This is a genomic window from Bradyrhizobium sp. BWC-3-1 (assembly GCF_032917965.1).
GTDB classification, from domain to species: Bacteria; Pseudomonadota; Alphaproteobacteria; order Rhizobiales; family Xanthobacteraceae; genus Bradyrhizobium; species Bradyrhizobium canariense_D.
In genome coordinates this window covers 6507880-6527125 of sequence record NZ_CP136625.1, presented here as the reverse complement: position 1 = coordinate 6527125, position 19246 = coordinate 6507880, and the positions used below count along the sequence as shown (strand labels likewise).

The following is a 19246-nucleotide window of genomic DNA, read 5'->3' as shown; positions in this document are numbered from 1 at the left end:
GCGGTCAAGTCATTTTCAAATCGGTGGGACATGCGGAAATTTCATTCCGTGAAGCGCGATATCTGACACTTGATGGCGTCAGCGCGCCTGCTCGATATAGGCGGCGAGGATGGCGCGCTCCTCGCTGGTCATTTCGGTGATGTTGCCCGGCGGCATTGCATTGGACCAGGCGGCGACGCGGCCGATCAGGCGGATGTTGCGATGGATGTGCTCGGGCGCGTCCAGCAATATGCCCTTCGGCGCGGTGACGATGCCGGCCCAGACCGGTTCGGCGGCGTGGCACATGCTGCAGCGGGACATCACGATCTCCTCGACATTGGCAAGCGTCGGCTGCGCCGACAGCGCGCTTGTCTTGACCTCGCGCGGGCCGGCCGCCGAGAGGAACAGGATCGCGATCACGCCGACCGCTGCGACGCCCCACACCCACCACGGCGATTTGCGCCCGGCGTGCCGCTCGTTGAAGAAATGGCGGATCACGGGGCCGAGCGCCAGGATGATTGCGACGATGATCCAGTTGAAGCGGGTGGCATAGAGCAGGGGATAGTGGTTGCTGATCATCAACACGACGACAGGCAGCGTCAGATAGTTGTTGTGGACCGAGCGCTCCTTGCTGGTCTTGCCGAGCTTCGGATCGGGCGCCTGCCCTGCGAGAAGGGCGGCTACGATCTTCTTCTGGTTCGGGATGATCAGCGCGAAGACGTTGGCAACCATGATGGTGCCGATGATCGCCCCGATCTGGTTGAAGGCACCGCGCCCGCTCAGCACGTGGGTGAAAGCATAGGTCAACGCGACCAGGAACAGATAGCCGCCGATCGCGAAGGGCAGCTCGCGCTGCGCCAGCCCGGTACGGCAGGCGCCTTCATAGAGCAGCCACGCCAGCGCGAGGCTGCAGAGGCTGAACAGGCCGGCCTGGAATGGCGTGAGATCGAGGATCGACTTGTCGACCAGGAACAAATCGGCCTCGAGATAATACACCACCACCATCAGCGCGAAGCCGGACAGCCAAGTGGTGTAGGCCTCCCATTTGAACCAGGTCAGCTCGTCCGGCATCTGCGCGGGCGCGACCAGATATTTCATGATCCGGTAGAAGCCGCCGCCATGGACCTGCCAGGCCTCGCCCTGGACGCCCTCCGGCAGCTTGCTGTCAGGCCTGAGGCTGAGGTCGAGGGCGATGAAATAGAAGGAACTGCCGATCCAGGCAATCGCGGCGACCACGTGCAGCCAGCGGAGCAGCAGGCTCGCCCATTCCGATATGATGGATCCCCACATGATCACCCCAACGGATGCGACTCCAATGCCGCAGCTTCATGACCGCTACCGGCGGTGCCGCCCTTACAATGTGTCGCACCGATCAGCCGCATTTTCCAGTACGATGGGCTGCGGCTGATGCACATCGTGCGGGCATGAGCTGACGTGGGATTCGGCAGGCATTTGACCTGTCGCAGAACGTTTGCGCGTCGATCGGCGTTGATGCGCAATACGTGAAGGCCGGGAGGAAACGATTTGAAGAACAGGATTTCATTCGCGGCGATGTCCGCGGGATGGCTGGCCGCGGTCGCGACCTGCGCACAGGCTGAGGCGGTGCTGCAAGGCAAGGACGCCTACGGCGATTGGCAGGCCGACAAGCCCGGCACGGTCAGGTTGATCCGGCCGCAGGATCTGGTCAGGCCCGGCGCCACGCGGTCGGTTGCGAGTTCGTCGCGCGTGGTGCCGCGCCCGTCGGAGGGGGCGCTTCAGGTACCGGCCGGCTTCAAGATCGAGCTGTTCGCCGAGGGCCTGCGCGCCCCGCGCATCGTGCGCGTGGCGCCGAACGGCGATGTCTTCGTCGCCGAGACGCGCGCGGGCAACATCCGCGTGTTGCGCGCCGGCGATGGCGGCAAGGCCGCGACCAACGAGGTCTTCGCTGCCGGAATGAGGCAGCCGTTCGGCATCGCCTTCTTCCCGAACGGCGACAATCCGCAATGGGTCTACGTCGCCAACACCGACAGCGTCGTCCGCTTTCCCTATCAGGCCGGCGATCTCAAGGCGCGCGGCAAGGCGGAGACGATCGTGGCAAGCCTGCCCCATGACGGCGGTCATTCCACCCGCGACATCGTCTTTACGCCCGACAACAAGCGCATGCTGGTGTCGGTCGGCTCGCTCAGCAACGTCGCCGAGGGCATGGGCACGCCGCCAGGTGGCCTGGAAGCCTGGTCGAAGGCGCAACCGCTCGGCGCAGCCTGGGCGAGCGAAACCGAGCGCGCGACCGTGCTCGCCTTTACCCCCGAGGGCAAGGAGCGGAAGATCTACGCCACCGGCATCCGCAACTGTGTCGGTCTTGCGATCCAGCCGCAGACCGGGCTGCCCTGGTGCTCGACCAACGAGCGCGACGGGCTTGGCGACGATCTCGTGCCTGACTATGTGACGAGCGTGAAGGAGGGCGCGTTCTACGGCTGGCCGTGGTTCTATATCGGCGGCAACGAAGACCCGCGTCACGCCGGAGCGCGGCCGGACCTCAAGGACAAGGTGACGGTACCCGATGTGCTGGTGCAGCCGCACTCGGCCTCGCTCGGCATGACCTTCTATCAGGGCGCGCAGTTTCCGTCCGAATACCAGGGCGATGCTTTCGCGGCCGAGCACGGCTCCTGGAACCGGTCGAAGCGCACCGGCTACAAGGTGATCCGCATCCGGATGAAGGACGGCAAGCCGACCGGCGAGTACGAAGATTTCGTCACGGGGTTTGTGGTGAGCGATACCGAGGTGTGGGGGCGGCCGGTCGGAGTTGCCGTGGCGAAGGACGGATCGCTGCTGGTGTCGGAGGACGGCAACGGGACGATCTGGCGGGTGACAAGCGTGCCGCGATGAAGGTGTACCCTCGCCCCTTGCGGGAGAGGGTGGCTCGCCGCGCAGCGGCGGGACGAGTGAGGTTCTATCGGCGAACTCCTCTGCGTGTGCGGAGAGAAACCCCTCATCCGGCGCCTCGCGCCACCTTCTCCCGCAAGGGGAGAAGGAAGAGCAGCGTGCTTAGGATGTCTACCCCCGTCTCACACTCGCTCCGCCATCCACCGGCAACGTCACACCGGTGATGAAATTCGCCTCGTCCGAGGCCAGGAACAGCGCGGCATTCGCGACGTCCCACCCCGTGCCCATCTTCTTGCGCAGCGGCACCTTGCTGTCGCGCTCGGCTTCGACTTCGGCGCGGGTCTTGTGCCATTCGCGGGCCCGGGTGTCGACGGCCATCGGCGTGTTCATCAGGCCCGGCAGGATGACGTTGGCGCGGATGCCGTATTCCGCATTCTGGTAGGCGAGCTGTTCGGTGAAGGCGATCATCGCCGATTTCGTCGCCTTGTAGGCGACGTAAGGGTAGGTGGTGATCGCCGCCATCGAGGAGATGTTGATGATCACGCCGCTTCCTTGCGCGCGCATGATCGGGATCACCTCTTTCGCCGCCAGAATGCAGCTCTTCAGATTGATCGCGACGACGCGGTCGAACGCCTCCTCGGTGATTTGCAGCAGCTCGGCGTCGCCGCCGGACAGGCTGACGCCCACATTGTTGTGCAGCACGTCGATCCGGCCCCAGCGCGCCTGTGCCTCCGCGACCATTGCCTTGATGTCGGCAGACTTTGTGACGTCGGCCCTGAACGCCGCTGCCGTGCCATGCTGCGCGGCGATCATGGCGGCGGTTTCCTGCGCTGATTCCAGATGATGATCGACGCACAACACCTTGGCGCCCTCGCGCGCGAAGGTCAGCGCCGTGGCGCGGCCGTTGCCCATGCCTTCGCCCGGGCTCTGCCCGGCGCCCACAACGACCGCAACCTTGTCCTTCAAGCGCATGTTAGTTCACTCCCGGAATCGGGTACTGCTGGAGTACCTCTTTGTAATATGGCTCGTTGTCGATCTTCATGGTGGCGAGCACGCGCACCACGCCGCAATAGAAGGCGATGGTCAGCACGAGGTCGACCATATGTTCGTCCGAGAGGTGCTGCTTGATCTCTGCAAAGGTCCCGTCCGAGATCGCGAGTTCGCGTACCATCTCGCGGGCACCTTTCAGGATCGCCTTGGCCTGTGGCTCGAGCGTCGAGGGCTTGCTCTCGGTCTCAGCCATCAGGCCGGCGATGTCATCATCGGTGACGCCGAACTCCCTGCCGATCTTCACGTGATGAGTGAACTCGTATTCCGACTTCTCCATCCAGCCGACCTGGAGGATCGCAAGCTCCCGCAGGCGCGGATCGAGCTTGCTCTTGAAGCGGATGTAGCCGCCGATGCCGTTGAAGGCGCGCGCCATATCCGGCGAATTGATCAGCAGCTTGTGCAGATTGGTGTTGCGCTTGAGCATGTCGCGATATTCGGGCGCGACCTGGTCGGCCTCGAGATAGGGCAGGCGAGCCATCCCTGATGTTCCTTTCAGTGTTCTTGTGATTCACGTTCGGGGGCTTGTAGCGTCACGCCGCCGTCGACCACCAGCACCTGGCCGGTGATGTAGCGCGCAAAATTGCTGAGCAGGAATTTGACGGCATGGCCGACGTCCCAGCCGGTGCCTTCCGTTTTCAGCAAGGATGCCTTTTCCCGCTGGACGCGAGCCTGCTCACTCATGCCGCGGGCATAGACCATCGGCGTGTACATCGGCCCGGGACAGATGCAGTTGACGCGGATGTTCTCGCGGCCGTGATCGACCGCCATCGCGCGGGTGAGACCGATGATGGCGGCCTTCGAGGTCGTATAGCTCGTGAGCCCGCGTGGCCGCAGCGCCGAGATCGAGGAGATGTTGACGATCGCACCGCCCTGCGCGGTCCGGATCATCGCAGGGATCGCGTGCTTGGAGAGCAGGAACATGCTCTCGACATTGACCTGCATGACGCGGCGATATTGCTCGGGCGCTTCGTCGACCACGCTGCCGCGGCTCCCGATGCCGACATTGTTGTCGAGGAAATCGAGCCGGCCCCAGCGGTCGAGCGCGGCTTCGACCAGTGTCTTGCAATCGCTCTCCCTGGTGACGTCACCGCCATGCGCCGCGGCCGTGCCGCCTTCGGCTGCGATCATCTCCACGGTGCGTTCGGCGAGCTTGAGATCGCGATCGGCCACCAGCACTTTGGCGCCGGCGCGAGCCAGTAGAATTGCGGCGGCGCGGCCGTTGCCTATGCCGTCGCCCGCAGCGCCCCCGCCGCTGACCAGCGCCACCTTGCCGGCGAGACCGGGATCGTCCTCGGGCCCCTGCATGTCGTTTCATCCCAAATATTTTCGTGCAGTCTAGCAATCGCGCGGAGCGGCGAGAAGGGCCGGCTCCCGCTTTCATGTCATTGACATCGCATGGAATTGCATGCCGCCGCGCGAGAAGGGCGAACGATCGACCCGCGCCGTTAGGAACCGACCTCACGCAATCGCGTTTGTTGCGGAGCCTTTCCCGCGCTAGGCTCTGTCCCGGGGCTTCCCAAACGCCAGTGGCTTGCCGATGAATCTGCTCGATCCACAAGGGCCTGTGGCTGCGGCCAACAGCACCATCCTGGTCGATTCCGTCTTCATCATGCTCGCGATCGTGGTGCCGACCATTTTCGCGATTTTGGCCTTTGCGTTCTGGTTTCGCGCCTCGAATCCCAAAGCAAAGTTTCAGCCCGACTTCGTCTATTCCGGGCGCGTCGAGATGGTGGTGTGGGCGATCCCCGCGCTCACCGTGATCCTGCTCGGCGGCGTCGCCTGGATCGGCTCGCACCAGCTCGATCCCGCGGCACCCGTGCCCGGCACCGGCAGCCCGGTTCGCATCCAGGCCGTCTCGCTCGATTGGAAATGGCTCTTCATCTATCCGGACCAGCGCATCGCCACCGTCAATACGCTGACGGTGCCGGCAGGCGCCGAGCTGAATTTCCAGCTGACGTCCTCGAGCGTGATGAACACCTTCTTCATCCCGCAGCTCGGCAGCATGATCTACACCATGAACGGCATGGTGACGAAGCTGAACCTACGCGCCGACAACGAAGGCAAGCTGCAGGGACTGTCGGCGCATTTTTCCGGCGACGGATTTCCGGACATGATGTTCGACGTCAACGTGGTCTCGCCGCTCGCCTTTCCGGACTGGGTCGCGACCACGGCGAAGAGCGATGCCGTCCTCAATGAGGACAGCTACAAGAAGTTGATGCAGCAGGGCATCGAAAAAGGCAGGCCAAGCTACAGGCTCGACGATCCCCGACTGTTCGACCTGATCGCGACCCAGCACATTCCGCCAGGACCCGGTCCGGAGCTCGCATCCGAAGCAGGCCGGTCGCACAGTGGAGGCCATGATGCTCGGTAAGCTCGATTGGTCGGCCATTCCGTTCGATCAGCCGATACCGCTGATCGCAGGCGCCGTGGTGTTGGTCGGGATTCTCGGCGTGCTGGCCTGGGTCGTGGTGAAGGGGCATCTGCCCTATCTCTGGCACGAGTGGATCACCAGCGTCGACCACAAGCGGATCGGCGTGATGTACATCCTGCTGGCCTCGGTGATGCTGCTGCGCGGCGGCAGCGACGCCATCATGATGCGGATTCAGCAGGCGGTCGCCTACCAGTCGCAAGGCTATCTGCCGCCGGAGCACTACAACCAGATATTCTCCGCGCACGGCACCATCATGATCTTTTTCGTGGCGATGCCGTTCGTGATCGGACTGATGAATCTCATCGTGCCGCTCCAGCTTGGCGTACGAGATGTCGCTTTCCCGACGCTCAATTCGGTCGGCTTCTGGCTGACCGCGACCGGTGCGCTGCTGGTCAATCTCTCGCTCGTGATCGGCGAGTTCGCCCGCACCGGCTGGCTCGCCTTTCCGCCGCTGTCGGAACTGTCCTACTCGCCGGGCGTCGGCGTCGATTATTACGCATGGTCGCTGCAGATCTCCGGCGTCGGCACGTTGGTGGCCGGCATCAATCTCGTGACGACGGTGCTGAAGCTGCGCACCAAAGGCATGAACTATCTGCGCATGCCGATGTTCTGCTGGACCACACTGGCCTCGAACCTCCTGATCGTCGCGGCTTTCCCGATTTTGACCGCCACCCTCGCGATGCTGCTGCTCGACCGCTATCTCGGCTTCCACTTCTTTACCAATGAGGCCGGCGGGAATGTCATGATGTTCATGAACCTGATCTGGGCCTGGGGGCATCCCGAGGTCTACATCCTAGTTCTGCCGGCCTTCGGCATCTTCTCCGAGGTGGTCTCGACCTTCTCCGGCAAGGCGCTGTTTGGCTATCGCTCGATGGTGCTGGCGACCATGGCGATCTGCGTCATCTCCTTCATGGTCTGGCTGCATCACTTCTTCACGATGGGAGCGGGTCCCGACGTCAACGCTATCTTCGGCATTGCCAGCATGATCATCGCGATACCGACGGGAGTGAAGATCTACAACTGGCTGTTCACGATGTATGGCGGACGCATCCGCTTCGAGACGCCGATGCTGTGGTCGATAGGCTTCATGGTCACCTTCATCATCGGCGGATTGACGGGCGTGCTGGTCGCGGTGCCGCCGGCCGATTTCATTCTCCACAACAGCATGTTTCTGGTCGCGCACTTCCACAACGTCATCATCGGCGGCGTGCTGTTCGGCGCCTTCGCCGGCTTCGAGTACTGGTTCCCGAAGGCGTTCGGCTTTCGCCTCAACGACCGCTGGGGCAAGCTCGCATTCTGGTTCACTTTCCTCGGCTTCTACGTCACCTTCATCCCGCTCTACGTCGCCGGCATGCTGGGCATGACGCGGCGCATGCAGCACTATGACGTCGCGGCGTGGCGGCCATGGATGCTGGTTGCAGCGGTCGGCATGGCCGTGCTGACGATCGGCGTGATCTGCCAGATCGTGCAGCTCGTGGTCAGCATCCGCAACCGCGAGGCCCTGCGCGACCGCACTGGCGATCCCTGGGACGGCCGCTCGCTGGAATGGGCGACGTCGTCGCCGCCACCCGTTTTCAACTTCGCTTTCAATCCCGATGTGCGCGGCGAGGATGCCTATTGGGACATGAAGGCTCATGCCAAGCAGCAATCGCTCGATCATGATGCGCCCGAGTATCATGACATCGAGATGCCCAGGAACTCGCCGACCGGGTTCGTCTGCGCGTTCTTCGCCACCGTCATGGGCTTTGCGCTGATCTGGCACATCTGGTGGATGGTGATTTTGGGCGGTATCGGTGCGTTCGCGACATTCGTCGTGTTCGCCTGGCGCGACCATGACGAATACGTCATTCCGGCCGAGGAGGTCGCGGCGATAGACCGCGTCAACCTCGAGGAGCGGCGCAGCCTCGTCAGCATGGCGGGGACAGTCTGATGTCAATGACCGCGACCGCCGGCCGAGCGCACGCCGATCCCCATCACATCGGCCTCGTTATCGAGCATCCCGGGCCGGCGCCGAAGCGCATCGTGACCGCCTATGGCTTCTGGATCTTCCTGCTCTCCGACATCGTGATGTTCTCCTGCTTCTTTGCGGCCTACGCGGTGCTGGCCGACCAGACCGCCGGCGGCCCGAAGGGTTCGGAGATATTCGAGCCGCGAAACGTCGCGATCGAGACGGTCTGCCTGCTGCTGTCAAGCTTCACGTGTGGCATGGCGAGCATCGCGGCCGATGTGCGCAACCGGCTGTGGTTCTATCTCGGGATGGCCGTGACGTGTTTGCTCGGCCTCATCTTTCTGGTCATTGAGTTTCGCGAATTCGCTGATCTCGTTGCCCGCGGCTATGGCCCATCGCGCAGCGCTTTCCTGACCTCGTTCTTCTCCCTCGTCGGCTGCCATGGCCTCCACGTCTCCGCCGGCATATTGTGGCTGCTCACCATGATGGCCCAGGTCTTCGCAAAAGGTTTTCGTGCCGACGTGCTGCGCCGGATGATGTGCTTTGCGCTGTTCTGGCACGCGCTCGACATCGTCTGGGTCGGAGTTTTCTCCGTCGTCTATTTGCTTGGGAGTGGCGTATGAGCGATCAGACGCATATGCCGGCCGGCCATGATCTTGCGCCGGGCGATGAGGAGCAACACAGTGTCGGGACGCGCATCCTCGGCTACGTGGTCGGTCTTGTTCTCGCGTTGCTGCTGACGGCGACGTCGTTCTTCATCGCGGGCACGGATCTGGTCTGGCAGCCTTCGATTCCCGTCGCGCTGATCGTGCTGGCGATCGCGCAAATGGGCGTGCATCTCGTGTTCTTCCTGCACATCACCACCGGCCCCGATAATACCAACAACGTGCTGGCGCTCGCCTTCGGGCTGCTGGTGGTGTTCCTGGTGGTCGGTGGCACCGTCTGGATCATGGCGCATCTGAACGCGAACATGCCGGCCATGGATCAGATCATGCCGATGCGCCGCTAGCGCATTGTGCAAAAAAGAAGAGCCGCTTGTTGTGACAAGCGGCCCAAGTCTAGGGAGGAAACGCCCGAGCAAAGCAATCGGGCCGGAGCCGGATTGCCGCTAAGGAAACGCTCGCGCAAAGCGCTCGCGTACGCTTACAAATGCAGCAACTCCCGATAGAGTTCAATTCCGGATGAATACTGTCTCCGGCTGCCGCTCACGGCTGCGTGATGAGCTTCGCTATTTTGGCCGCCGGCAATTGTAGGCCTTGCGGAAGCCCGCAGCCTGGGCGTCGTCCTCCGAGCAGAACCAGCGGTCCGGCTTGGTGGTCGCGGGGTAGCTCGGGCAGCCCCGTAAATGGTAGATGCCGATATTGCCGGTCACGCGCGCGCGCACCGCAAGCTTGCCCTTGATGCCACAGCTCGGCGGCATCGTCAGATCCTCGGGAAACAACACCGCGCGAATCTCCTTGTCGCGGTCGGCGCGGCAGGCGGCGCCCAGGAGCGCGCCGTCCTTCTTGCCGGTGCGGAATTCTTGCGGTGCAACAAAGCAGCCCTTCCAAATTCCGGCCGAGGTTGATTTCGCATCGGCCGCGGCCGACTTGACGTTCGCCTTGACCGGCTCGCGGGCGATGGCATAGCCCAGCTTGACGAGCTGCTCGTTCAAGCTGGTCTTGTCGCCTTCGGCCGTGCAGATCGCGCGGTGCCGCTTGCCAAAACTCTTTTCCGGTCCGACATCGTCGCAACGCACCGATCGCTTGCCAATCAGCTTGGCGAGCTGGTCGCGGGCCTCGATGCCGCAGGTCCAGGGATCGGCGTGGTCGTCGATGCAGACCTGGTCCAGCTCGGGTGCGTCGATGCCCTCGAGGCGGTAGGTGACGTCGCCGAGCTGAACGGCGTTGCCGTCGCGGACCGTCGCGGTGGCCGTCAACGCGGAGCCGGGGCCGGTGGTGCCCAGAAATCCGGACAGGGCGAGAAAGCAAACGAACGCAAAAGCGCGCGCGCTGGCAAAGGATTTTCGGAAGGACATAAGGTCTCGCTATCGATGGCTCGTGCGCCTTGTTCCTAGCATCCGGATGTGGCGATACCAATGGTCTGCGCCCCGCGAAGTGCGACATTCCGGCCCCGCGGCTTTACTCGGCCGCAGCTCTGATCCTATCGTTCGCCGGCCTCGCGGAGCGGAGGCCGAATCGCCCGGGAAGCGGCGAAGGGAGGAAAAATTTGCGATGAATGACCCCGTGGACGTCCTGATCATCGGCGCCGGCGCTTCAGGCGCGGCGGTGGCGTGGTCGCTGGCCGAGACCAAAATGCATATTCTCTGCCTGGAGCAGGGCGGCTGGATGAACCCGGCGGAATATCCCAGCACGGGCCGGGACTGGGAGGCCAAGTTCTACGGCGAGTGGTCGTCAAGCCCCAACGTCCGCGGCCGGCCCGAGGACTATCCGATCAACGACGACAATTCGCCGATCAAGGTCGTCAACTACAATGCGGTCGGTGGCTCGACGGTGATGTACACCGCGCACTGGCCGCGGTTGCATCCCTCCGATTTCAAGGTGAGGACGCTCGACGGCGTCGCCGAAGACTGGCCGATCGAATACGAGGCGCTGACCCCGTTCTTCGAAGAGAACGACCGGATGATGGGCACGTCCGGCCTGTCGGGCGACCCGCTCTCGCCGCTGACGCATCCGCCGATGCCGCCACAGCCGATGGGATTGTCGGGTGCGATCATCGGCAAGACCATGAACAAGCTTGGCTGGCACTGGTGGCCGTCGGATACGACGGTCGCGACCATGGACTACGAGGGCCGCGCGCGCTGCATCAATCTCGGCCATTGCACGCCGGCCTGCGCGCAAGGCGCCAAATCCTCGACCGACATCACCTATTGGCCGCACGCGGTCCGCGCCGGCGTCGAGCTGCGGACTCACTGCCGTGTGCGCGAGATTACCACCGACGAGAGCGGCATGGCCACCGGCGTGGTCTATTACGACAAGGACGGCGTCGAGCAGTTTCAGCCGGCGCATGTCGTTATCATCGCCTGCAACGGAGTCGGCACGCCGCGGCTGCTGCTGAATTCGGCATCGAACCGCTTTCCGAACGGGCTTGCCAATTCGTCCGGCCTCGTCGGCAAGAACCTGATGTTCCATCCCTATGCGCAGATCTACGGGTATGTGAAGGAGCCGACCGATAGCAACCGCGCGCCGCCGACCTGCCTGTGGAGCAAGGAATGGTATGACACGGACCTGTCGCGCGGCTTCGTGCGCGGTTACGGCGTCCAGTTCGTGCGCGGCGCCGGGCCGGTGTTCGAGGCTGTCGTGAGCGAGCAGAAGGGGATCTTGCCGTGGGGCGCCGATCATCACCACGTCTTCCGCAAGCTCAACGGCCACCGGCTCGGCTTTTCCGCGATTTGCGAGGACCTCCCGGAGGAGCATAACCAGGTTACGCTCGATCCGGTCTTGAAGGACGGTCACGGCATTCCCGCGCCGAAGATCAATTACACGATCAGCGAGAACAGCCGGAAGATGATGGAGCATGCGCTGGCGCGGGGCCGGGAGATTCTCGAAACCGCTGGGGCGAGCGACATCTGCGTCAACTCGCCGATCCCCTGGGGCGGCTGGCACCTGCTCGGCACGGCACGCATGGGCACCGACCCTGAACGCTCCGTAGTCAACGAATGGGGCCGCGCGCACGACGTCAAAAACCTCTTCATCGTCGACGGCAGCATCTTCGTTACCTCGGGCGGGGTCAATCCAACGTCCACCATCCAGGCCCTCGCGCTCTACATCGCCGACCAGATGAAGCAGCGCCTCGCCAATCTCTTCGACTGAGGCCATCATGTCCGCAGACAACCAACTGACACGCGCCCAGCGCGACGACCTCCGAGCCATCGCCGCGATGATCGTTCCCGCCAGCGAAGAGTACAAGGTGCCTGGCGCCGACGATCCCGCGATCCAGGCTGACATGCTGGCGACGTTGGGACGGGACAGCAAACTGGTGGTGGCGGCGCTCGACCATCTGGCGCGGCTTGCTGGCCAACCGTTGGCCGAGCTCGATGCTGCCAGGCGCGATGCGGTGGCGCAGGAGTTTCGCAGGCATGGCGGCCCGGCTGCCGCGACGCTCGTCCGTGTGGTGCTGCAATGCTACTACCGCGACGACCGTGTGCTGGGCTCGCTCGGGATCGAGCCGCGCGCACCTTTTCCCAAGGGCCATGTGCTGCCGGATGGCGACTGGTCGCTGCTCGACCCGGTCAAGGCAAGGGCCGGCACGCTGCGACGGGCGCCCTAGCCACCTGGGCAGTCCAGCCTTGCGCCTTGGACGGGTCCCTTGCGCCTCACGGAGCAGGCCACCATCTGTGTGAGCCCCAAGGACTCCTATCATGTTGGATTTTACTTCTGACGCATCGTCATCGCGAACGCCGGCATCTGTCCCGGTCGATGACCGGGCCGTGCTGGATGCCTATTCCAATGCCGTGATCGACGTGACCGACCGTGTCGGTCCGGCCGTCGTGCGCGTCGAGACCGGACCAAAAGTGCCGAACGGCCGCGAGCGCGGCGGGCTCGGCTCGGGCATCGTGATCTCGCCGGATGGGCTCGTGCTCACCAATAGCCACGTGGTCGGCTCGTCAAAGGAGATCCGGCTGCGCGACGTCGAGGGCCATGTCGGCGACGCCCGGGTGCTCGGCGTCGATCCCGACACTGATCTTGCGCTGCTTCGCGCCAATGGCGTGAGGAACTTGCCCTATGCGGCGCTCGGCAACTCCAAGACCTTGCGGCGGGGCCAGCTCGTGATCGCGATCGGCAATCCGCTCGGCTTTGAATCGACCGTCACCGCCGGCGTGGTCTCGGCGCTCGGGCGTTCGATCCGCTCGGTCAGTGGCCGCACCATCGAGGACGTGATCCAGACCGACGCTGCGCTCAACCCCGGCAATTCCGGTGGCCCGCTGGTATCGTCGAATGCCGAGGTGATCGGCATCAACACCGCCATCATTAACGGCGCGCAAGGCATCTGCTTCGCGGTCGCCAGCAACACCGCGCAATTCGTGCTGTCGGAGATCATCCGCCACGGCTATGTCCGTCGCGCCTATATCGGCGTGGCCGGCCAGACCGCGCCGATCCCGCGGCGGCACGCGTTGCTGGCGGGTGTCGAGAACAAGATGGGCGCGCTGCTGGCGCAGATCGAGCCGGACGGGCCGGCGGCGAAGGCGGGCCTGTTGTCCGGCGATGTCGTCATCGGCCTCGACGGCGTCGAGATCAACGGCGTCGACGATCTGATCCGTGTGCTCGACCGCGACCGGATCGGCCGGCGGCTCGCCATGGACGTCCTGCGGCTCGGCCGTCTGCGGGCGATCGATATCGACCCGGTCGAGCGCAAGCCGGCCCGCTAGCGTGTGGGCGCCTAAGCGGGGTATGACGGTGTCATGCCTCGCTTCGGGAACCCCGCCGCATGATGCCGGCGCATGAGACCTACGATGTCATCGTCGTCGGCGCCGGTGCCGGTGGCATGACGGCCGCGGCCGTCGCCGCCGCCGAAGGCCTGCGCGTGTTGGTGATCGAGAAGACCGCTTTCGTCGGCGGCACCACCGCGTGGTCCGATGGCACGGTCTGGATTCCCGCCAATGCCAAGATGGAAGAGGCGGGGCTCTCCGATAGCGTAACGGACGCCGTGCAATATTTGTCGAGCACAGTGCCGGAGCCCGCCAATGCGGGCCTCCGCGCCGCTTTCCTCGCGCGCGGACCGGAGGCGGTCACCTATCTCGAAGCCAACACGCAAGTGCGGCTCCAGCCGGTGGAAGCGTGTCCGGACTATTATCCGGAGCGATTGGGCGCGACGCCGGGCGGGCGCGTGCTCGAGCCGGTCGTCTTCGACGGCACGCGGCTGGGGGCCGCATTCGCGCGGCTGCGCGCGCCGGTGCCGGAGTTCACGCTGTTCGGCGGGATGATGGTCAACCGCCTCGACATCCCGCATTTGCACCGGGCCGGAAGATCGCTGCGCTCGACTCTTCGCGCGGCGCGGCTGGTTTCGGAGCATGCGTGGCAGCGGCTGCGCGGCCCGCGCGGCACGACGCTGCAGCTTGGCAACGCACTCGCCGCACGGCTGTATGCCTCGCTGCTGGCCCGGCAGGTTGAGATCCTCTTTAGTGCGGACGTCGAAGGCCTGTCCACGCAGGGCGAGCGGGTCGGCGGGGTAATTATCCGTCATGGCTCGCGCGATCGCCTGATCGCCGCGCGGCGCGGTGTGGTGCTGGCGACCGGCGGCTTTTCGCACGACGCAACCTTGCGCAAGCGCTTCTTCCCACCCGCTGCCGGATTCATCTCGGCGACCCACCCGTCCGCCACGGGTGACGGGCTCCGCCTCGCGACTGTAACCGGCGCAGCGCTCAATACGGATGCGACGAGCCCGGCCTATTGGGTGCCGGCCTCGCTGTTCCGGCGTGCCGATGGAAGCCGTGGTGTTTTCCCGCATACAGCGACCGACCGCGCCAAGCCCGGCGTGATCGCGGTCAATGCGGCCGGCCGGCGCTTCGCCAACGAGGCGCTGTCCTACCACGAGTTCGTGCTCGCGATGCTGCGTGACGGTGACGGCGAATCGGACCGGCCGTTCTATCTGATCTGCGACCGTCCGTTCCTGTGGAGTTACGGCCTAGGCCGCATCAAGCCGTTCACCCGCAATATCAGACGCTATGTGGCGAGCGGCGAGTTGGTCGAGGCCGCTGATATCGCGCAGGTCGCAGCGAAGATCGGCATCAAGCCGTCGATACTCGCGGCGACGATCGCAAACTACAATTCCGATGCGAAGGACGGCCGCGATCCCGAGTTCGGTCGCGGCAGCACCATCTCTCAGCGACACCTTGGTGATATCAGCCACAAGCCGAACCCTTGCGTCGCGCCCATCCTCTACGCGCCGTTCTTTGCGATGCGGATTTATCCGGCCGATCTCGGCACGGCGATCGGCATGAAGGTGGATGCCCAGGCGCGCGTATTGCGCGAGGACGGCACGCCGGTTGCGGGCCTCTACGCCTGCGGCAACGACATGGGCTCGATCATGAACGGCAATTGTCCCGGGCCGGGGATCGCGTTGGGACCGGCACTGACGTTCGGGTACATCGCAGGAAGGCATCTGGCGGAGGGGAGTGTGGCCGGGGCGAGTGCGGCCACAGCGTTGGTCTAGCCATTTCCACCGCTGTCATGCCCCGCGACCCGGCTACGCCAAGGCTTCGCCGAGGTCGAAGTCTGGGCGCGCCGAAGCTTTAGCGTAGGCGGCAGGCGGGGCATCCAGTACGCCGCAGCCCATCGGACTAATCACAACCGCCTCGGAGTACTGGATCGCCCGCCTTTGCGGGCGATGACACCGAGAATGTAGCGCCAGTCTTCCGCTACTCCGCAGCCGCAGCAAAGCGGCTGTTCTCCAGTTCTGCTTCCAGCCGCGCCTTCTCCGCCGCCGCCAGTTTGATGTTGGCTTCCTTGACATGCCCGAAGCCGCGGATCGTCTCCGGCAGCCGCGCGAGCCTCGTCAGCAGCGGGATCTGCTCCGCTTTCAGCCCGGCGATGCGCTGATCGATCATGTCGAAATAATCCGCGACCAGCTTCCGCTCGGTGCGGCGCTCCTCGGTGCGGCCGAACGGGTCGAACGCGCCGCCACGCAGGAACTTCAGCCCGGCGAGGAGGCGGAAGGCGTGAATCATCCAGCCGCCGAATTCCTTCTTCTGGAGGTGTCCCGTCGTCTTGTCGCGCTGCGCGAAGATCGGCGGGGCCAGATAGAACTTCAGCTTGAAGTCGCCGTCGAATTTCTCCGAGACTTTCTTGGAGAAGCTGCCATCGGTGTAAAGCCGCGCGACTTCGTATTCGTCCTTATAGGACATCAGCTTGAACAGGTTTTTCGCGACAGCCTCGGTCAGCTCCGTGCTAGCAGGCGAGGTTGCTGCTTCCGCCTTGCGCACCTTGGCGACGGCGGCGAGGTAGCGATCGGCGTAGGCCCTGTCCTGATAGCCGGTCAAAAACTCCGCGCGCGTTGCGATGATGTCGTCGAGCGACTTTGTCGGCGCGGAGGTTCGGCTCCTGAATTGCAGCACGCTCCGCACCCGCGACATGTCGTGGGCGGCGAGGCGTCCCCAGGTGAAGGCGAGCTTGTTCATTTCGATCGCGGCGCCGTTGATCTCGATGGCGCGAAGCAGCGCTTCCAGCGACAGCGGGATTGCGCCCTTCTGGAAGGCGAAGCCGAGCATGAAGGGATTTGTCGCGATCGAATCGCCCATCAGTGCCGAGGCAATGCCGGTGGCATCGATGATGTCGAGGTTCTTGTCGCCGACGGCGTCGCGCAGCACGGTCTGCATCGTCCCCATCTCGAAATCGAGGTCGGGGTTTTGCACGAAGCTCGCGGTCGGCTGCAGGTCGGCGTTGATATACGCTTTCGTCGTTCCGCGCTCGGCGCGACTGAGCGCGGAGGGACCGGCCGAGACGATCATGTCGCAGCCGAGGATGACGTCGGCGCCGCCCGTCGTGATCCGGACCGCGGAGATGTCTTCCGGCTTCGCGGCGATGCGCACATGGCTCATCACCGCGCCGTTCTTCTGCGACAGGCCGGTGAAGTCCAGCGCCGAGCAGCCGCGGCCGTCGACATGGGCGGCCATGCCGAGCAGCGCGCCGATGGTGATGACGCCGGTGCCGCCGATGCCGGTGACGAGGATGTTGTAGGATGCGTCCAGCTCACGCGCGGGTGGCAGCGGCAGGTCGGCAAACAACTGGCCTGAATCCACCGCCGAGGTCTTGATCCGCTTGAGCGTGCCGCCGTGCACGGTGACGAAGCTCGGGCAAAAACCCTCGACGCAGGAGAAGTCCTTGTTGCAGTTCGACTGGTCGATCTGGCGCTTGCGGCCGAACTCGGTCTCCAGCGGCTGCACCGAGACGCAGTTCGACTCTTGCGAGCAATCGCCGCAACCTTCGCAGACGAGCTCGTTGATGAAAGCGCGCTTGGCGGGATCCGGATAGAGCCCGCGCTTGCGGCGGCGGCGCTTTTCCGCGGCGCAGGTCTGGTCGTAGATCACGACCGTAAGACCCTGGATGTCGCGCAGCTCGCGCTGCACGGCGTCGAGCTCGCGGCGATGATGGACGGTCGCGCCTTGCGGGAAGTAGTTGGTGTCAGGGTATTTGGTCGGATCGTCCGAGACGATCGCGAGCCGCTTGACGCCCTCGGCCCAGACCTGATGCGCGATCTGGGCGACGTTGAAGCCGCCCTCGGCCGGCTGGCCGCCGGTCATCGCGACGGCGTCGTTGTAGAGGATCTTGTAGGTGATGCTGATGCCGGCGGCCGATGCCGCGCGAAGGGCGAGCAGCCCGGAATGGGTGTAGGTGCCGTCGCCGAGATTCTGGAAAATGTGCTGCTCGGTCGTGAAGGGCGCTTGTCCTATCCAGTTCACGCCCTCGGCGCCCATATGCGAGATCAGATCGGTGCGGCGCGTCGGCATGCTCAGAGCCATGCCGTGGCAACCGATGCCGGCCATGGCTCGGCTTCCCTCGGGCACGCGCGTGGAGGTGTTGTGCGGGCAACCCGAGCAGAAGAACGGCGTGCGCGCGAGCTTGATTTGCCCGGAGGCCGGAACAGGAGTGTCGAAGGCCTCGAGCCGGGCGAGGCGCTGCTCCAGCACTGGGCTGTGGTGGCCGAGCTTGCGCAGCCGCGCCACCAGTGCGGATGCAACGATGGTCGGCGTCAGCTCGCCCTCGCTCGGCAATAGCGGCGCGCCGCGTTCGTCGCGCTTCCCGGTAACGGTTGGGCGCCTGGACGCATCGATATTGTAGAGGATGCGCATCAGCTGGTCTTCGATGAAACCGCGCTTCTCCTCGACCACCAGCACGTCCTGAAGCCCTTCGGCGAAGCGCTTGGCCCCGCTTTCTTCCAGCGGCCAGGTCATCGCGACCTTGTAGATGCGCAGGCCAAGGTCCTCCGCGTCCTTGTCGGAAATGCCCAGATCGGCCAGCGCCTGCCGCAGATCAAGATAAGCCTTACCGGTCGCGACGATGCCGAGCCGTGCCGGCCTGGAGTCGAGCACGATGCGGTCGAGCTGGTTGGCGCGCGCAAAGGCCTGCACCGCCGCCATCTTCGGGCCGAACAGGCGCCTCTCTGCGTCCAGCGGCGGATCGGGCCAGCGGATGTTGAGGCCGCCGGGCGGCATCTCGAAATCGTCGGGGAGCTTAATCTGGATGCGTTCGGGATCACTGTAGATCGACGCCGAACTCTCCACGGTTTCGCTGATCGCCTTGAAGCCGACCCAGCAGCCGGAGAAGCGCGACAGCGCAAAACCGTAAAGGCCGAGGTCGAGATAATCCTGCAGCGTCGCCGGGTTGATCACGGGGATCAGCGCCGCTGCGAAGACCTGCTCGCTCTGGTGTGCCAGTGTCGAGGATTGGCAGCCATGGTCGTCGCCGGCAAGCGCGAGTACGCCGCCATTCAGCGAGGTGCCGGCGGCATTCGCATGCTTGAGCGCGTCAACCGAGCGATCGACGCCGGGCCCCTTGCCGTACCAGATGCCGAACACGCCATCGACCTTGGCGCCGGGAAACAGGCCGACCTGCTGGCTGCCCCAGACGGCGGTCGCCGCTAGGTCCTCATTAAGGCCGGGGACGAAGGCAATGTCGTGCTGCTGGAGGTATGACTTCGCGCGCCACAGCGCGTGGTCGTACATGCCGAGCGGGGAGCCCCGATAGCCCGAGATGAAGCCGCCGGTGTTGAGGCCCTGAAGTCGATCGCGTTCGCGCTGCAACATGGGCAACCGGACCAGCGCCTGCGTGCCGGACAGGAAGATCCGCTTCGATTCGAGCCGGTATTTGTCGTCCAGCTCGACCTGCATCAGCGTCATTTCGGAAGTCCTCGTCTCTTGGTCGGCTCTTATTCGACTTGGGGTTTGCGCTGCGGGAGGGAGGAGCGGCTGCGCGACGCGAATTGTGACAGTCAAGGGCATGCACAGGCGAAGTCAATATCGCTGGCCGCATCCGTGGCGC

General features: G+C 64.4%; 15 protein-coding genes. 9 read left to right on the top strand and 6 right to left on the bottom strand.

All coding sequences use genetic code 11. The features are described from left to right. Window positions 1-78: 78 nt before the first annotated feature. The gene (locus RX329_RS31505; RefSeq protein WP_085362224.1) at window positions 79-1269 is read right to left on the bottom strand and encodes a urate hydroxylase PuuD; all 1191 of its coding nucleotides are present in this window, start codon (window positions 1267-1269) and stop codon (window positions 79-81) included. 234 nt (window positions 1270-1503) lie between these two features. On the opposite strand from RX329_RS31505, the gene RX329_RS31500 reads away from it, so the two are divergent. Continuing rightward, entirely contained in the window at window positions 1504-2844 is a 1341-nt protein-coding gene (locus RX329_RS31500) for a PQQ-dependent sugar dehydrogenase (protein ID WP_247296324.1), read from the top strand. A 168-nt stretch (window positions 2845-3012) separates the two neighbouring features. On the opposite strand, the gene RX329_RS31495 is transcribed toward RX329_RS31500, so the two are convergent. Genes RX329_RS31495 through RX329_RS31485 form a run of 3 tightly spaced genes read right to left on the bottom strand, consistent with a single transcriptional unit; the run spans window position 3013 to window position 5196 of the window. Further along, window positions 3013-3813, bottom strand: a complete 801-nt coding sequence (locus RX329_RS31495) for an SDR family NAD(P)-dependent oxidoreductase (RefSeq protein ID WP_085352069.1) — start codon at window positions 3811-3813, stop codon at window positions 3013-3015. A 1-nt stretch (window position 3814) separates the two neighbouring features. Continuing rightward, window positions 3815-4369: a carboxymuconolactone decarboxylase family protein gene (locus RX329_RS31490; protein WP_085352070.1), complete on the bottom strand. Its 555-nt coding sequence runs from the start codon at window positions 4367-4369 to the stop codon at window positions 3815-3817. 14 nt (window positions 4370-4383) lie between these two features. Then, complete coding sequence (locus tag RX329_RS31485) at window positions 4384-5196, bottom strand: SDR family NAD(P)-dependent oxidoreductase (protein ID WP_085352071.1); 813 nt, start codon at window positions 5194-5196, stop codon at window positions 4384-4386. Window positions 5197-5428: 232 nt separating this feature from the next. On the opposite strand from RX329_RS31485, the gene RX329_RS31480 reads away from it, so the two are divergent. Genes RX329_RS31480 through cyoD form a run of 4 tightly spaced genes read left to right on the top strand, consistent with a single transcriptional unit; the run spans window position 5429 to window position 9279 of the window. Continuing rightward, window positions 5429-6262: a cytochrome ubiquinol oxidase subunit II gene (locus tag RX329_RS31480; RefSeq protein ID WP_247296325.1), complete on the top strand. Its 834-nt coding sequence runs from the start codon at window positions 5429-5431 to the stop codon at window positions 6260-6262. Next, window positions 6252-8252: a cytochrome o ubiquinol oxidase subunit I gene (gene cyoB / locus RX329_RS31475; protein ID WP_085362444.1), complete on the top strand. Its 2001-nt coding sequence runs from the start codon at window positions 6252-6254 to the stop codon at window positions 8250-8252. Before RX329_RS31480 ends, cyoB begins: the two co-directional genes overlap by 11 nt. Beyond that, window positions 8252-8893 (top strand): cytochrome (ubi)quinol oxidase subunit III, encoded by a 642-nt coding sequence (locus RX329_RS31470; RefSeq protein WP_018457173.1) that lies wholly within the window; start codon window positions 8252-8254, stop codon window positions 8891-8893. The genes cyoB and RX329_RS31470 overlap by 1 nt, the downstream gene beginning before the upstream one ends. Continuing rightward, window positions 8890-9279: a cytochrome o ubiquinol oxidase subunit IV gene (cyoD, locus tag RX329_RS31465; protein ID WP_018457172.1), complete on the top strand. Its 390-nt coding sequence runs from the start codon at window positions 8890-8892 to the stop codon at window positions 9277-9279. Before RX329_RS31470 ends, cyoD begins: the two co-directional genes overlap by 4 nt. A 219-nt stretch (window positions 9280-9498) precedes the next feature. Here the strand turns inward: cyoD and RX329_RS31460 are convergent, their stop codons facing one another. Further along, a complete protein-coding gene (locus RX329_RS31460) occupies window positions 9499-10287 on the bottom strand; it encodes a thermonuclease family protein (RefSeq protein ID WP_247410246.1) in 789 nt (262 codons plus the stop codon). 196 nt (window positions 10288-10483) lie between these two features. Between RX329_RS31460 and RX329_RS31455 the strand changes: the two genes are divergently transcribed. From RX329_RS31455 to RX329_RS31440, 4 genes are all read left to right on the top strand, one after another. Beyond that, window positions 10484-12082, top strand: a complete 1599-nt coding sequence (locus tag RX329_RS31455; protein WP_247296330.1) for a GMC family oxidoreductase — start codon at window positions 10484-10486, stop codon at window positions 12080-12082. 7 nt (window positions 12083-12089) lie between these two features. Continuing rightward, window positions 12090-12539, top strand: coding sequence for a hypothetical protein (locus RX329_RS31450; RefSeq protein ID WP_018457169.1), 450 nt, complete (start codon window positions 12090-12092; stop codon window positions 12537-12539). 91 nt (window positions 12540-12630) lie between these two features. Continuing rightward, window positions 12631-13638 (top strand): S1C family serine protease, encoded by a 1008-nt coding sequence (locus RX329_RS31445; protein ID WP_247296333.1) that lies wholly within the window; start codon window positions 12631-12633, stop codon window positions 13636-13638. A gap of 59 nt (window positions 13639-13697) precedes the next feature. Continuing rightward, entirely contained in the window at window positions 13698-15422 is a 1725-nt protein-coding gene (locus RX329_RS31440; RefSeq protein WP_085362228.1) for an FAD-dependent oxidoreductase, read from the top strand. A 205-nt stretch (window positions 15423-15627) separates the two neighbouring features. On the opposite strand, the gene RX329_RS31435 is transcribed toward RX329_RS31440, so the two are convergent. After that, window positions 15628-19104 carry an indolepyruvate ferredoxin oxidoreductase family protein gene (locus tag RX329_RS31435; protein ID WP_247296336.1) on the bottom strand — a complete coding sequence of 1159 codons (3477 nt, stop codon included), beginning with the start codon at window positions 19102-19104 and terminating at the stop codon, window positions 15628-15630. Window positions 19105-19246 lie beyond the last annotated feature (142 nt).